The sequence below is a fragment of the Achromobacter sp. ACRQX genome (assembly GCF_022346505.1).
Lineage (GTDB): Bacteria > Pseudomonadota > Gammaproteobacteria > Burkholderiales > Burkholderiaceae_B > Achromobacter > Achromobacter animicus.
Window position 1 is genome coordinate 1 of record NZ_JAKRML010000001.1, and the last position, 14,843, is coordinate 14,843.

Below are 14,843 nucleotides of genomic sequence, written 5' to 3' on the forward strand. Positions count from 1 at the left end.
CGCCGAACTGGCCGATGAGCTGCGCGTCCTTCTGCTTGTCGCCGGTCAGCTGCGAGAAGAACTCGCGCGTGCCCGAGCGGGCGATCGTGCCCAGGTTGGCTTCTCCGCCACCCCGGTCTTGAAAAGTTCCCATTGGCCCCCACATCAGTAGGGTTTCCGAGCGGCCGCGCGGGCGCATCGCCCCAGCCGACCGATATTTGTCCCTAATTTATTTTCCGAGCCACGTAGAACTATGAGCCAAACCGCCACGAATTCCGCGTCCGAAACCCTGGGGTTCCAGGCCGAGGTGAAGCAATTGCTTCATCTGATGATCCATTCGCTGTACAGCAACAAGGAAATCTTCCTGCGCGAGCTGGTGTCGAACGCGTCGGACGCCTGCGACAAGCTGCGCTTCGAAGCCATCGACCAACCGGAATTGCTGGAAGGCAACGGCGAACTGGCCATCACGGTCAGCTACGACAAGGCCGCCCGCACCATCACGATCTCCGACAACGGCATCGGCCTGTCGCGCGAAGAAGCGGTGGCCAACCTGGGCACGATCGCCCGCTCGGGCACGCGCGAGTTCTTCTCGCAGCTGACCGGCGACAAGCAGAAGGACGCGCAGCTCATCGGCCAGTTCGGCGTGGGCTTTTATTCGTCGTTCATCGTGGCGGACAAGGTGACGGTGGTCAGCCGCCGCGCCGGTTCCACGGACGCGATCCAGTGGGAATCCGACGGCCAGGGCGAATTCACGATTGCCGCCGCTGAAAAGGCCAGCCGCGGCACGGACGTGACGCTGCACCTGCGCGCTGACGAAGACGAACTCCTGAACGGCTGGAAATTGCGCGAGATCCTGCGCCGCTACTCCGACCACATCTCGCTGCCGATCCGCATGGCCAAGGAAGAGTGGGATCAAGAGAAGGGCGAGCAGGTCAAGACCGACGAACTGGAAACGGTGAACCAGGCGAACGCGCTGTGGGCCCGCAACAAGTCCGAAGTGACGGAAGAGCAGTACCGCGAGTTCTACAAGACGGTCTCGCACGACTACGACGATCCGCTGGCCTGGACGCACAACCGCGTCGAAGGCCGCAGCGAGTACACGCAACTGCTGTACGTTCCCAAGCACGCGCCCATGGACATGTGGGACCGCGACGGCCGCCATGGCGTGAAGCTGTACGTGAAGCGTGTCTTCATCATGGACGACGCCGACCAGCTCCTGCCGTCGTACCTGCGCTTTGTGCGCGGCGTGATCGATTCGGCGGACCTGCCGTTGAACGTGTCGCGCGAAATCCTGCAGGAAAGCCGCGACGTGCGCGCCATTCGCGAGGGTTCGGCCAAGCGCATCCTGTCGCTGCTGGAAGACCTGACCGAGAACAAGCCGGAAGACTACGCGACGTTCTGGTCGGAGTTTGGCCAGGTGCTGAAGGAAGGTGCGGGCGAGGACTCGGCCAATCTTGAGCGCATCGCCAAGCTGATGCGTTTTGCGTCGACGAATTCCGGTGATCAGGCGCAGACGGTGTCGTTTGCCGACTACGTGTCGCGCATGAAGGAAGGCCAGGACAAGATCTACTACGTTACGGCGGACACCTTCGCCGCGGCCAGCAACAGCCCGCATCTGGAAATCTTCCGCAAGAAGGGCATCGAAGTCCTGCTGCTGTCGGATCGCGTTGACGAGTGGATGCTGTCGTACCTGCGCGAATTCGACGGCAAGTCGCTGGTGTCGGTGGCCAAGGGTGGCCTCGATCTGGCCGAACTGGCCGACGAGGAAGAAAAGAAGCACCAGGCCGAAGTGGCCGAGGACTTCAAGCCGTTGGTCGAGCGTCTGCAAAAAACGCTGGAAGACCAGGTCAAGGAAGTGCGTGTGACGCTGCGCCTGGTGGATTCGCCGGCGTGCGTGGTGGTGGGCCAGAACGAACTCAGCCCGCACCTGTTGCGCATGCTGAAGGCCGCCGGCCAGGAAGCGCCGAACGTGAAGCCGGTGCTGGAGATCAACCCCGAGCATCCGCTGCTGGCGCGTATTCGAGCGGCTGATGATAGCGAATTCGATCAGTGGGCGCGTCTGCTGCTGGATCAAGCGCTGCTGGCTGAGGGCGCGCAGATTGCGGACCCGGCAGCGTTTGTGAAGCGGTTGAATGCTTTGTTATTGAAGTGACTAATGTCGCTCCCCTAAAAAAAGCGCCGAAAGGCGCTTTTTTTTTGTTTTGTCGTGGCTCTTCAACTTGTTATGATCGTCGTCGCACAGGTAAGAATAAATTTCTGATTGCTTCAAAAGACGCATTTGATTAACTTGGTCGGTAGCGCTTCGATAGACTGCGTAAATCTGGTCCGGGCATAAAAACAGGAAATTAAATGAAAAAGAAAATACCATTTAATGTGTCGGCGAGAACTGCAAGATTAATTGGACGCGAAAACGTATCCTCGGCGGAGGGAGCACTCATTGAACTGGTTAAAAACAGTTATGACGCAGATGCTCGCTGCTGCATCGTTTACATTGACGACCGGTTTGTCGAATTGCCTTCTCGACTAAGCGCAGAAGATGCCGTTCAGCTTGTCAAGATAGTTGGGAACAATGAAATCCTCAATTCATACGTTGAATCCCCTTATGCGTCTGAGTCGGAACTTGAATTTTCCTCGATAAGACACGCCGAATTTTTTAGTGAGAGTGATCAGAGGGCGATCGAGGAGAAACTAAAAGGCTCCGTAAGAATCTCCATTATAGATAATGGTGATGGTATGCAGGAGGATACTTTGGTTGAAGCTTGGATGACCATTGGAACTGATAATAAACATCAGGAGTACGAGTCATCGACAGGTCGGATTAAGTCCGGCGCGAAAGGAATTGGCCGCTTCGCACTGGATCGCCTAGGAGGGAAGTGCCGTCTGTGGACAAAAGCAGTCGGGCAATCGCCGGGAGTGCCGGAAGGATTGGAGTGGAATGTTGATTGGAGCGACTTCGATCACGCAGGGCTCACCATTGATCGGGTTAATGCGACCCTAGAGACCGCGCACTTTTCACTGGCGAAAATCGCAAAGGACAGATTGGGCGCGCGGTTGCCGGGTGCGTTTTTGGTGGCACCGGAGCAGGGTGTTCACATTGAAATAACGGATGTCCGAGATGAGTGGAGCATATCGGCAGTCGAGCGTATTTATGCAGAATTAGAAACTCTCGCCCCTCCGGCTGAAGCAAATGACTTTCAAATATTTCTTTTCAGTACTCGCTACCCTGATCGCTTTGGTCGGGTGGAGAGTGGAATGTGTGACGATTTCGACTATCGCCTAGCCGCTAAGATGGATGAAAGGGGAGACATTCACTTTCAGTTGAATCGCAATGAGCTCGATCGAAGCCGTCTTGCAGGCGAAGTTCTCAAAAGAGATTTTTGATCGAAAAAGGTGTATCGGCCGAAAATCTGACAGGACAATCTGTTATCTATAACAAGCCGTTGACCGCCTTGATTCCAGGTCTATCGGAGAAGCTGAAAGACCCGCATAAAATTATCGGCCCATTCTCTTTTGTATTGTATTTTCTCAAGCGACAAAAGAGCGATGGGGTAGACTCGGATGTTTACTTGCATCGTTCTTTTGATAGTGAAACGCGCCGTCGTTGGTTGGATAATAACAGCGGAATTCGCGTATTTCGAGATAATTTTCGTGTCCGGCCGTATGGGGAGGTTGGCAAGGCAGCTTGGGACTGGCTAGGACTGGGACGTCGGCAAGCAGAAGATCCCTCAGCGCCCAGATCCGGACGATGGCGCGTAACCCCCGCGAATATCTCAGGTGTAGTGACGATTTCCAGAATCGAGAACCCCTTGCTTGCGGATAAGTCTAGTCGCGAGGGCATACAAGAAAACGATGCGTTTGCACTCTTCAGACAGATAATAATCAATATAATTAAAGAATTTGAAGAGGATCGGGCTGCAATTTATCGTGAGTTGTACCATTATTCTCAAGAGAAGAAAGAGCTGCCAAACGATCGTGATCTGGCACCGAAAGAAGAACAGCAAGCGGAAAAGATCGCTCAGAAAATTTTCGAACAGTTCAAGAAAAGGCCGGATGCGGGAAAAACCGAGTCAGACACGCTCGCACTGGCTCTGTTGAAAGAGAAGGCGCGGTCTCGGGAGATAGACGATCGCTTGGAAGACATGAAAAAAGAGAACTCATTGCTGCGCGTTTTCGCCTCCAGTGGAGTGACCATCGCGTCATTTACACATGAGCTGGATGGTCTCAACTTCAAACTTGGTGGGCGATTTGATCTCTTAACTAATATCTTTAAGGAATATCTTGAAAAAGATGAAGAGGCGCGGAAGAGAGTTCTCCCTTTTCAAGATCCATTCGAAAAGATCGTGGCGCTGCGGAAAGATGATGAAAGAGTGAAAAACTGGATTAAGTATTCTTTGAGGACTATCAGGAAGGACAAGCGGAAACGCACGAAAATTAGTGTTCCGGACTACTTGCGAAACTTGAGGGAAGAGTGGTCCGGTACGCTCATAGAGCGGCAAGTCCACGTGAATGTGGACGCTCCGGACGAAACTATGTCGCTGCGCGCTTACGAAATTGATCTCGATTGCATATTTAATAATTTGATAATTAATTCGCTAGACGCCTTCAAGCGGACAGGTTTTGATGCCGAACGCGAAATACTCATTTCGGCGAATAGAGTTGGACCAAAACTGCTCTTGACGTACAGAGATAGTGGGCCCGGTCTTTCCCCTAGTATTCGTGATCCTTACGACATATTTAAACCAACTTTCACGACCAAAGTAAATTCCCAGGGTGAAGAAGTTGGAACTGGCTTAGGAATGTGGTTGGTTTCCAAGACGGTCGACGAATACGGGGGAAAGATAACGTATGTAAAAGGCAAAGGATTTCAATTGCAAATGGAAATTTAAATGAAAAAATATAACATCGTTTACATTGATGAAAGCGAGGATGACATTCAAAGCTTTCAATATTTTGCCCATAAGCATTTCAACCTAGACACTAAACTGGTGACGAATGATTCGAAACTTGAGTACTTAGTGGAAGAGATAATTAGCTCTAATGTGGATGCAGTCATAACGGACTTCATGCTTAATGAGACGGCACGGGTTGCATTCAACGGGCAGGACTTAATTGACGCGATTAGGAAAAAAAACAAGCGTGTGCCTTGCTTTCTTCTCACATCACATGCCCCGGATGCGCTGAACGCCGCGACTGACGCGTTATGTGTTCAGGCTAAGGTTGTTCCGTTTGGAGGCAACGGTACCGACGAGTTGAAGGTTCATTTTCGTGCGCAGGTCGCAAAAGCTATCAGTATATATCGCGACGAGTATGCACAAACGCTTGAGGAATTTGAGGAGCTGGTTAATCGTAAGCCAGAAACGATGTCGGCAATGGAGCGACAGAGGCTTGTAGAGTTGGACAACTTATTGGAATCCTACGGCGGGGCTGATTTTCCCATACCAGACGAGTTAAAGGACGGTAGAGCTCTTCGGCTACTCGCGGAGCTCGTGGCACAAGTGGACAAAGTGCTGGAAGGAGTCAAGAAGTGAAAGTGGCATACCTTTCACTGCGTGAGATCCATCCGCAACGGCGAGTGATTGCGGGCCGGAACAAGCGCTACCGTGAATATAAATCAGAGTTGCGAGAGGACTTTTATCGCAAGTGTGGATACTGCGACACCATCGATTTCTACTTCGGCGGCGTTCGGGGATTCCACATCGACCATTTTGCGCCAAAGAAATTGTTTGTGACGCTCGCGGATAGTTATGACAATCTAGTGTATTGCTGTCCGATCTGCAATATTGGAAAGAGTGACGACTGGCCAAGCACCAGCGCGACGGTTTCCTATGTCGATGACTGCGGGTACATCGACCCTTGTTCTGAGATGTACATTCGTCATTTAGGGCGTGCCCCTGACGGCAAAATTGTAGCCCTTACTCCGTTGGGGGCGTACATGCATAAGCGATTAAAGCTTCATTTGGTTCGGCGGCAGTTGTGCTGGCTTCTGGAACGTATTGATAGTCAGTTGATATCCCTAGCTGATTACGTAAAAAATCATCCTGAAAACACCGATGCAGTTTTGAGATTTACATGTCTCTTTCAAGAATTTTCTAAGTACTCTGGGATACTAAAGCGTGACTAGCGAGCTCTTATCCGTTGTTGAGTCTTCTCGCATCGCCGCCAGTCGAAGCATTGCCGTCAAAAAGAAGAAATTGGCCGAGCAATATTTCACGCCTCAGCGTGTTGCCCTTCTGATGGCTGAAATGTTTTCCGTGCAATTCGGGAGATTGATTTCGTGCCTGGACCCGTGTGCGGGAGTTGGAAACTTGTCGGCAGCTGTCATCGCTTTAGGCCATACGCGCCACGAACGAATGAAGATTACGGCGATAGAAAAAGACGCGTATCTCTTCAATGCGGCAAAAGAGAATCTACGTTCGTGTGCCGACGTTGATGTGATAAAGGGAGATTTTCTTCAACGGTATCTCCGTCTTGGAAAGTTCGAAAGAATAGTGCTAAACCCGCCTTATGCCAAGCTATCTCCAGAATCCGCATTAGGGAAAAAGGTCAGAGAGCATCTTGGATATCGGGAAAATAATTTGTACTCTGCGTTTATTGCCTGCTGCCTCAAACTTTTGACGGACGATGGTGAACTGGTTGCAATCATTCCCAGAAGTTTTTGCAATGGTGCCATGTTCTCAGAATTAGAAAATTTTTGCTGGCGAATTTTTGGATTCATGCGCTGTATCTATTCGAATCTCGCAGAATATTTCATGATTCCGGTGTGGTTCAGGAATCAGTCATTATTAAGGTGGGTGCGCGACAAGCCACACGAGTATTGGTTTCGCACGAGGGAGAGGACGGTAAGGTCACGGAAATTTTATATCCGTTTTCCACGATCGTGTTGAGCGGGGATTCTGCGAAAGTCATTCATATTCCACTGCCTTTTGGCGATAATTTGCTGATTACGAGTATTGCGAATTATACGGGACGTCTTGCTGACATTGGGTGCAAGGCGTCTACAGGAAAAGTGGTTGATTTCAGGTCCGTAAGGGATCTAAGGCAGAGAAAATCAGTCAATTCGGTCGCGCTTATCTATCAGGATTGCGTAAGCGAATCTGGATTGGAATTAGTTCCGTCTAATAAGACGGGCCGTCGACGGTACATAAAAATTACGGAATCAACTCGTCGAAAACTTCTTCCAAAAGGAAATTATGTATTAATACGGCGAATATCATTCAAAGAGGCTTCGCGTCGTATAGTCGCATGTTTGCTTTTAGAGGAGGATTTCGATGGAGACTTTATCGGCGTGGAGAATCACGTCAACTTCGTTTGGCGCGATGGGGTGGGCATGTCGAAAGAGCTGTGCGTTGCGATTTGCGCCTACCTTTCCTGTAAATCTATTGATCAATATGTTAGGCGTTTTTCTGGGCACACTCAGATTAATTGTGGTGACTTAAACAGCCTTCCCTTTCCTCCCTTTCAGAAACTTGAAGAATTCGGTGTTCTATACGGGGATAGAAATCTAGAAGATGCTGTACGAGCGGCGGAAAATTTCTTTTTTTCGATGCCCATTGGTAACCATTTTGACAGCGGTGAAAGCGTCCCGAGCCTCAGGAACGCGCCGCATGGAGACTTGCCAGGAAACAGGGTGTAGACCATTAATGACCTGAAGTCAAAAGTGTTTGCCTGCCAGACGGCTTTTTCTGCAAGTATCCGGCCGTCATACTGCACGCCTGTCTATCCGATGCGCCGGCCATTTCTGGCCGGGCGCGCCCCAGGAACATCCCGTCGGCGCCGTCGAACCCAAGGAACTTGCATGAATCCCCAAGAAACCCAGCCGGTGAAGGCCGGCCCGCCGTTGTTGGCGCTTGCCGTCGGTGCGTTTGGCATCGGCGTGACCGAGTTTTCTCCCATGGGCCTGTTGCCCGTCATCGCCGAGGGGGTGAATGTATCCATCCCCAGCGCGGGCATGCTGGTCAGCGCCTACGCCATCGGCGTGATGGTCGGCGCGCCGCTGATGACGCTGGCGTTCTCGCGCTGGTCGCGGCGCAAGGCGCTGATTCTGCTGATGGCGATCTTCACCATCGGCAATATCCTGTCGGCGCTGTCGCCCAACTACACGACGCTGCTGCTGGCCCGCCTGGTGACCAGCCTGAACCACGGCGCGTTCTTTGGCCTGGGTTCGCTGGTGGCCGCCAGCGTGGTGCCGCGCCATAAGCAGGCCAGCGCGGTGGCGACGATGTTCATGGGGCTGACCATCGCCAACGTGGGCGGCGTGCCGGCCGCGACGTGGCTGGGTCAGACGATCGGCTGGCGGATGTCGTTCTTCGCGACGGCGGTGCTGGGCCTGATTGCGATGCTGTCGCTGTGGTTCGCCCTGCCGGCGGGCGAGGCGGGCCGGCGTCCCAACGTGCGCCATGAACTGGCCGTGCTGCGCAGCCCTGCGGTGCTGCTGGCGCTGCTGACCACGGTGCTGGGCGCGGGCGCGATGTTCACGCTGTACACGTATATCGCCCCGACGCTGGCCGAGATTACCGGCGCGTCCCCGGCGTTCGTGACGGGCATGCTGGTGCTGATCGGTCTGGGCTTCACGTTGGGCAACGGCGTGGGCGGACGCATGGCCGACCGCTCGCTCGATGGCACGCTGATCTTCTTCCTGGTGCTGGTCATCGTGGACCTGCTGGCGTTCCCGTGGCTGGCGTCCACGCCGGTCGGCGCGGCTGTGGCGCTGCTGATCTTCGGCGTCGCGACGTTCGCGGTGGTGCCGCCCCTGCAGATGGGCGTGATGCGCGCCGCGACCGATGCGCCGGGACTGGCATCGTCGATGAACGTGGGCGCGTTCAACCTGGGCAATGCGGTGGGCGCGGCGGCCGGGGGCGCGGTGATCTCGGCGGGCTTGGGTTACGCGGCGGTGCCGATCGCCGGCGCGGTGATTGCAACGGCGGGACTGGCGCTGGTGCTGGTGCAGCGGGCCGGGAACGTGCGGCGGCGCAAGCTGGCAGTGCAGGGCTGCTGAGGTTTCGGCCTGCGGACCGCCCAATGAAAAGCCCCGGTGGACGTGGATCCGCCGAGGCTTTTTTGTTTGCCGTGAGCATCGCAGCCGGGCTGGCACTCCCTACGGTCAGGATTTCGCCTGATCAGACAGACGAATAAGCTGCGCCAGATTCGCCCCATATGAAAAAGGGCGTCCCGCAGGACGCCCCTTCATTCAAAGCCAGAATTCAAATCCAGGCCGATTCATCAAGCCTCGATCCGCTCCACCTTCCCGACCAGCAGGATGTACGACAGCGCGCCCAGCAACGCCAGCGACGACACGTACACGATTGCCGGGGCGAAGCTGTCCTTGGACACCAGCAAGCCAATCACGATGGGCGTGCAGATCGACGACAGGTTGCCGACGAAGTTGAACACGCCACCGGTCAGGCCCAGGAGGCGCACCGGAGCCAGCGCAGAAACCAGCGACCACGTGATCGACGCCAGGCCGTTGCCAAAGAACGCCAAGGCCAGGAAGAAGATGACCCACGGCGTGGAGTCCGTGAAGTTCGCGCCGATCATGGACGTGGAGATCAACAGGCCCAGGATGATGGGCAGCTTGCGCGCCATGCCGACGGTGGCGCCGCGCCGGATCAGGAAGTCGGACAGTACGCCCGAGCACAGCACGCCGATGAAGGCCGCCAGGAACGGCACCGAGGCCAGGAAGCCGGACTTGATAAAGTCCATGCCGCGGTACTTGACCAGATATGTGGGAAACCAGGTCAGGAAGAACCACAGCGTGGAGGTCAGGCAGAACTGGCCGAGGTACACGCCCCACAGCTTGCGCTTGCTCATGACCAGGCCCAGGTCGTTCCAGTTGAACGGGGCCTTCTTTTCACGCACGCGCGTGTCCAGGTCGACGACGCCGCCGCCTTTCTGGATCAGTTCGATTTCCGCCGCGTTGGCGCCTTTGAACTGGCGCGGTTCGCGGTAGATCATGAACCACAGCACGCCCCAGATGATGCCCAGGAGACCGGTGCTGACGAACACCATGTGCCAGCCGTAATGATGCTGCAGCCAGGCCAGCACCGGCGTCAGGAACGCCAGGCCGACGAACTGGCCCGACGTGTAGAAGCCGATGGCGGTGGCGCGTTCGCGCTCGGGGAACCACGTGGTGACGACGCGGTTGTTGATGGGATAGGCCGGGGCTTCCAGCGCGCCCACGGCCAGGCGCAGGACGAACAGGATGACGAAGCTGCCGGCAAAGCCCATGAAGAACGTGGCCGCGGACCACAGGATCAGCGCGGCGGCATACAGCACGCGGGGGGACACGCGGTCCACCAGCCAGCCGCCGGGAATCTGCATGGCGGCGTAGGTCCAGCCGAAGGCCGACAGGATCAGGCCTTCATGCCAGGTATCCAGGCCGAACTCGTCCTTCAGGGCGGGGGCGGCGATGGACAGGTTGCTGCGGTCCAGGTAGTTGATGACGACGGTGATGAACAGCATCACCATGATGATGTAGCGGCTGCGGGTCGGGCGCTGAGCGCCTTGCAGGCCGGCTTGGGCGACGGTGGACAATGGAGTCTCCTCTCTCTTTTATCGGCTTACCACTCGGCGAAGCTGCCGTCGGCGTGACGCCAGATGGGATTGCGCCAGCGGTGGCCCACTGCGGCGCGTTCCTTGACGTATTCCTCGTTCACTTCGATGCCCAGGCCCGGCCCTTGCGGGATCGCGACCATGCCGTCCTCGTACGCGAAGACCTCGCGGTTGCTGACGTAGTCGAGCAGGTCGTTGGCGGCGTTGTAGTGGATGCCCAGGCTCTGCTCCTGGATGAACGCGTTGTAGCAGCCGGCGTCGATCTGCAGGCAGGTGGCCAGCGCGATGGGGCCGAGCGGGCAGTGCAGCGCCAGCGCGACGTCATAGGCTTCGGCCATCGCCGCGATCTTGCGGGTCTCGGTGATGCCGCCTGCGTGCGACGGGTCGGGCTGGATGATGTCGACGTAGCCTTCGGACAGCACGCGCTTGAAGTCCCAGCGCGAGAACAGGCGCTCGCCCAGCGCGATGGGCGTAGACGTCAGCGGCGCCAATTCCTTCAGCGCTTCGTAGTGTTCGCTCAGCACGGGCTCTTCGATGAACATGAGCTTGAACGGATCAAGTTCCTTCATCAGAACCTTGGCCATGGGCTTGTGGACGCGGCCGTGGAAGTCCACGCCGATGCCCACGTTCGGGCCAACGGCGTCGCGCACGGCGGCCACGTTCTCCAGGCACTTCTCAACCTTGTCGAACGAGTCGATGTATTGCAGCTCTTCGGTGCCGTTCATCTTGACGGCGGTGAAGCCACGCTCGACGGCGCTCTTGGCGGCCGCGGCGGTGTCGGCGGGACGGTCGCCGCCGATCCACGAGTACACGCGGATGCGGTCGCGCACGTTGCCGCCCAGAAGTTGCGACACGGGCACGCCAAGGTGCTTGCCCTTGATGTCCCACAGCGCCTGGTCGATACCGGCCAGCGCGCTCATGTGGATGGCGCCGCCGCGGTAGAAGCCGCCGCGGTACAGGACCGTCCAATGGTCTTCGATGTTGCGCGGATCCTTGCCGATCAGGTAATCGGACAGTTCTTCGACGGCGGCAGCAACCGAGTGCGCGCGGCCTTCGACGACGGGTTCACCCCAGCCGACGATGCCTTCGTCCGTTTCAATCTTCAGGAAGCACCACCGGGGCGGCACGATGTAGGTGGTGAGCTTGGTGATCTTCATGCTTGTGTCTCCTGGGCAGGATAGGCGCGTTGCCAGGCCGCGACGAAAGCGCGCGCGTTCTGGCCGGTTGCTTCGGCCGACAGGCCGGGTTTGTACAAGGCGGAGCCCAGGCCGAAGCCGCTGGCGCCCGCCTGGGCGTAATTCGATAGGTTGTCGGGCGTGATGCCGCCCACGGGAACCAGTGCGATCGGCGGGCGCATTACCGCGCGCCAGGCCTTGAGCACGGCCGGGCCGAGCTGCTCGGCCGGGAACATCTTCAGCACGTCGGCGCCGGCAGCCAGTGCCGCAAAGGCCTCGGTGGGCGTGGCGACGCCGGGGCAGGACGCCATGCCCAGCTTCTTGGCCTGGCGGATGACGGCCGGATCGCTGTGCGGCATGACGATGAGTTCGCCGCCGGCCTGCTGGATGCGCGCGCAGTCGTCGGGATTGAGGACGGTGCCGGCGCCGATGAGGCAGTCGGTGGGCAGCGCGGCGCGCATGGCGCGGATGCTGTCCAGCGGATCCGGCGAATTCAGCGGCACTTCGATCAGGCGGAAGCCCGCGCCGTACAGCGCTTGCCCGACGGGTTCGGCTTCGGCGGGCGTGATGCCGCGCAGGATGGCGATCAGGCCGCAGTGGGCCATGGCGGTTTGCAGACCGGGATGGTTCATCGAAGGTTCCTAGGCGGGGATCGGGGTGGAGGGGGACACAAGCCCGGCGCAGATGGCCAGGTGCCACAGGCCGCGCTCGGTGGCGTTCTGCGCTTGCTCGGGTGCGCCCAGGCCGTAATGCTGCATGGCCAGGAGGTAGCGCTTGCACAGCGCGGGCTCGCCGCACAGCACGATGTGGGGCAGTTCGCCCTGTTGGCGCAGCATCTCGGCCAGCGCGGCGACTTCATGGCCGATCAAGAGGCCCGACAGATAGTCGGCCTGCGACTCAGGCGCGAGTTCGCCGATCAGGCCCAGCGCGCGCGTGCTGAATATGGTGGACATCACGCCCGCCCGGCCAGCCGGCGCGCCTGCAACTTTCACGCCACGCTCGAAGGCGGCCATGTCGGCGTTGGGGGCGTCGGCCATCGTGCGGCCCAGAATGGTGTGGCCGCGCAGCGCCGCGTAGACCTCGCCGGTCATGAAGGTGTCGAAGTGCGTGACGCGGCCTCGGCGCGCGTTGACCCATTTGGAGTGCGTGCCGGGCAATCCGATGAGCACGCTGTCGGCATTGGCACTGGCTTCGTCGGCCATCACGCCGAAGACCTGCGTCTCTTCGCCTCGCATCACGTTGGGCAGGCCGTGGCGCTGGATGAGACCGGGCACGATGTGCACGGGCGTGCCGCCGGGGCGTTCCACCACGGTCAGCAAGGTGCCGATGCGCTCCAGGTCGACGGGCACGTCCAGGTAGGCGGCTTCCTTCCAGCCCTGCGCGCTGCCGACCATGCCGCAGGCAATGACGGGCAGGGCGGGCTCGGCGCGCAGCCAGTCGCCGCATGCCTGATCAAAAGCCAGTTCAAAGCCGGACAGTGTGGTGGTGGCGGCGCCGTCCAGCAGCGGTTGCGGCAGGCGCATGATGCCCCAGGGCAGATGGCGCGTATCGAGCGTACGGCCCGTGGCATCCAGGCGATAGGCGCGAAGTGAAGAGGTTCCCCAATCCAGCGCGATGAGAGCCGCACGGGCGGGCGATCCGGTATTCATCAGAGTCTGTCTCGTCTCTGGCCGCGCATCCGGCTGCCGTCGTTGCGCCGTCATGCGCGCGGGACTGGGCGGAGTGGTCGCGGACCTTGTTGTCTGAAATCTGCCGTGCGCGCGCGGGAGGCGCGCGGTGCACGATGGCAAAAATTCTAGTTCAGCGCTTGAAAAATCTCAAAATATAGAATTAAATCCCACATACAGGGAATTTGGTGTGCGTTTCGATTAGGCTTTCAGTTGAGCCTTCGAAGTGTTTTGTTCGCTCGGCGAAGCGCCGTGCATATCCCTATCACCCACGCATCCGTGCCGCGGCGCCCGGTATGCTTGCCGATCTTTCCCATCGCGCCGCAACTTTGCCTTTGCCACATGACCGCCATCACACTGCCCCCCGAGCAACCTGCCACGCTTGACCCCGATGCCGCCGCGCCCGCCGGCACGCAGACGCTGATGCGCGGTCTTGCCGTGGTGCAGGCGGTGGCCGATGGCGCACGCGACCTGAAGGAAATCTGCGCGCGCATCGGCGTGGCGCGCAGCACGACGCATCGGCTTGCAAGCTGTCTGGTGCAAGAGCGCTACCTGCGCGCACTGCCGGGCGTGGGCTACGTGCTGGGTCCCAAGCTGATAGAGCTGGGCTTTCAGGCGCGCGAGGCGTTTCCGCTGGCGACGCTGGCGCGGCCCTATCTGGACAGCCTGGCCGACATGACCGGCGACACGATCCACCTGGCCGTGCGCGACAACAACGACGTGCTGTACCTGGAAAAGATTCCGGGCAAAAAGGGATTGGAAATGCGATCGCGGGTCGGCCACCGGATGCCGCTCGCCGCGACCGGTGTGGGCAAGGCATTGCTGCTGGACGCGGATGAGCCGCAGTGGAAGGCGCTGCATCGCGTCGGCGCACCGGTGTCGTCGCGCGCGCCCGGCGGACAGCAGGGATGGGAGGCGTTCCGTGATCGCATGCGCGATTACGCGTCGCAGGGTTATGCGTTCGACCTGGAAGACAACGAGCCTTCGATCCGCTGCGTGGCAGCGCCCGTGCGCGACGCCTCCAGCGGCATCGTCGCCGCCATCAGTGTGTCGAGCACCGTGCCTTATATGTCGCTGGAGCGCATGCGCGAGATGGTGCCGGTGGTGCAGGGCGCGGCTGCGGGGATTTCGGCCGAGATGGGATGGAAGGTTGAGCGGGGCTGAGGGCTACTCAGGCAGATGATCCCGGACCGCGTGGCCATCGACGCGCGCTTTCGAGCCACTGGCGATCAGGCGCGCGCCACACGCTGTCTTCATGCCGTGCAGCGCCACCGGGATGCCATTGACCTTGTATGTCGGGCTGCCCTCGACGATGGGAAAGACGCCCTCGCATTTTGGGCATGAAACCTGATGGCCGAGGCCGGCCATGGGTCTGCCATTGAGGTTGGTGTGCGGGAAACCGTCGAGCACCAATCCACCGTGGTCGGTGGTGTCGTCTTTGCGGATGATTTCTGGCATGTGGTTGTTGCCTCCG

The 14,843-nt window shown here is 58.3% G+C and carries 13 protein-coding genes; 8 read left to right on the forward strand and 5 right to left on the reverse strand.

Features of this window, described 5'->3' with window-relative positions:
• Positions 1-232: 232 nt before the first annotated feature.
• The 7 genes from htpG to MHZ91_RS00035 all read left to right on the forward strand — a co-directional run bounded on the left by htpG (position 233) and on the right by MHZ91_RS00035 (position 8,974).
• Positions 233-2,131, forward strand: a complete 1,899-nt coding sequence (gene htpG / locus MHZ91_RS00005) for a molecular chaperone HtpG (RefSeq protein WP_239211197.1) — start codon at positions 233-235, stop codon at positions 2,129-2,131.
• 197 nt (positions 2,132-2,328) lie between these two features.
• On the forward strand, positions 2,329-3,360 hold the full coding sequence (locus tag MHZ91_RS00010) for an ATP-binding protein (RefSeq protein WP_239211199.1): 1,032 nt from the start codon (positions 2,329-2,331) through the stop codon (positions 3,358-3,360).
• Entirely contained in the window at positions 3,357-4,865 is a 1,509-nt protein-coding gene (locus MHZ91_RS00015) for an ATP-binding protein (RefSeq protein WP_239211200.1), read from the forward strand. Before MHZ91_RS00010 ends, MHZ91_RS00015 begins: the two co-directional genes overlap by 4 nt.
• On the forward strand, positions 4,866-5,507 hold the full coding sequence (locus tag MHZ91_RS00020; RefSeq protein ID WP_239211201.1) for a hypothetical protein: 642 nt from the start codon (positions 4,866-4,868) through the stop codon (positions 5,505-5,507).
• The gene (locus MHZ91_RS00025; protein WP_239211202.1) at positions 5,504-6,100 is read left to right on the forward strand and encodes an HNH endonuclease; all 597 of its coding nucleotides are present in this window, start codon (positions 5,504-5,506) and stop codon (positions 6,098-6,100) included. The genes MHZ91_RS00020 and MHZ91_RS00025 overlap by 4 nt, the downstream gene beginning before the upstream one ends.
• On the forward strand, positions 6,093-6,863 hold the full coding sequence (locus tag MHZ91_RS00030; protein ID WP_239211203.1) for an N-6 DNA methylase: 771 nt from the start codon (positions 6,093-6,095) through the stop codon (positions 6,861-6,863). The genes MHZ91_RS00025 and MHZ91_RS00030 overlap by 8 nt, the downstream gene beginning before the upstream one ends.
• Positions 6,864-7,774: 911 nt before the next feature.
• Entirely contained in the window at positions 7,775-8,974 is a 1,200-nt protein-coding gene (locus MHZ91_RS00035) for an MFS transporter (protein WP_175122345.1), read from the forward strand.
• A 224-nt stretch (positions 8,975-9,198) separates the two neighbouring features.
• Here MHZ91_RS00035 and MHZ91_RS00040 read toward each other — a convergent pair whose 3' ends face one another.
• The 4 genes from MHZ91_RS00040 to MHZ91_RS00055 are packed head-to-tail and all read right to left on the reverse strand — an operon-like array spanning position 9,199 to position 13,351.
• Positions 9,199-10,509 carry an MFS transporter gene (locus MHZ91_RS00040; RefSeq protein ID WP_239211204.1) on the reverse strand — a complete coding sequence of 437 codons (1,311 nt, stop codon included), beginning with the start codon at positions 10,507-10,509 and terminating at the stop codon, positions 9,199-9,201.
• 26 nt (positions 10,510-10,535) lie between these two features.
• Entirely contained in the window at positions 10,536-11,684 is a 1,149-nt protein-coding gene (gene dgoD / locus MHZ91_RS00045) for a galactonate dehydratase (RefSeq protein WP_056559450.1), read from the reverse strand.
• On the reverse strand, positions 11,681-12,334 hold the full coding sequence (locus MHZ91_RS00050; protein WP_239211205.1) for a 2-dehydro-3-deoxy-6-phosphogalactonate aldolase: 654 nt from the start codon (positions 12,332-12,334) through the stop codon (positions 11,681-11,683). Before MHZ91_RS00050 ends, dgoD begins: the two co-directional genes overlap by 4 nt.
• A 9-nt stretch (positions 12,335-12,343) precedes the next feature.
• Positions 12,344-13,351, reverse strand: a complete 1,008-nt coding sequence (locus tag MHZ91_RS00055) for a 2-dehydro-3-deoxygalactonokinase (RefSeq protein ID WP_239211206.1) — start codon at positions 13,349-13,351, stop codon at positions 12,344-12,346.
• A gap of 360 nt (positions 13,352-13,711) precedes the next feature.
• Here MHZ91_RS00055 and MHZ91_RS00060 point away from each other — a divergent pair, with 360 nt between their 5' ends.
• On the forward strand, positions 13,712-14,533 hold the full coding sequence (locus MHZ91_RS00060) for an IclR family transcriptional regulator (protein WP_175122348.1): 822 nt from the start codon (positions 13,712-13,714) through the stop codon (positions 14,531-14,533).
• A 3-nt stretch (positions 14,534-14,536) separates the two neighbouring features.
• On the opposite strand, the gene MHZ91_RS00065 is transcribed toward MHZ91_RS00060, so the two are convergent.
• On the reverse strand, positions 14,537-14,827 hold the full coding sequence (locus MHZ91_RS00065) for a PAAR domain-containing protein (RefSeq protein ID WP_239211210.1): 291 nt from the start codon (positions 14,825-14,827) through the stop codon (positions 14,537-14,539).
• Between the last annotated feature and the right edge of the window lie 16 nt (positions 14,828-14,843).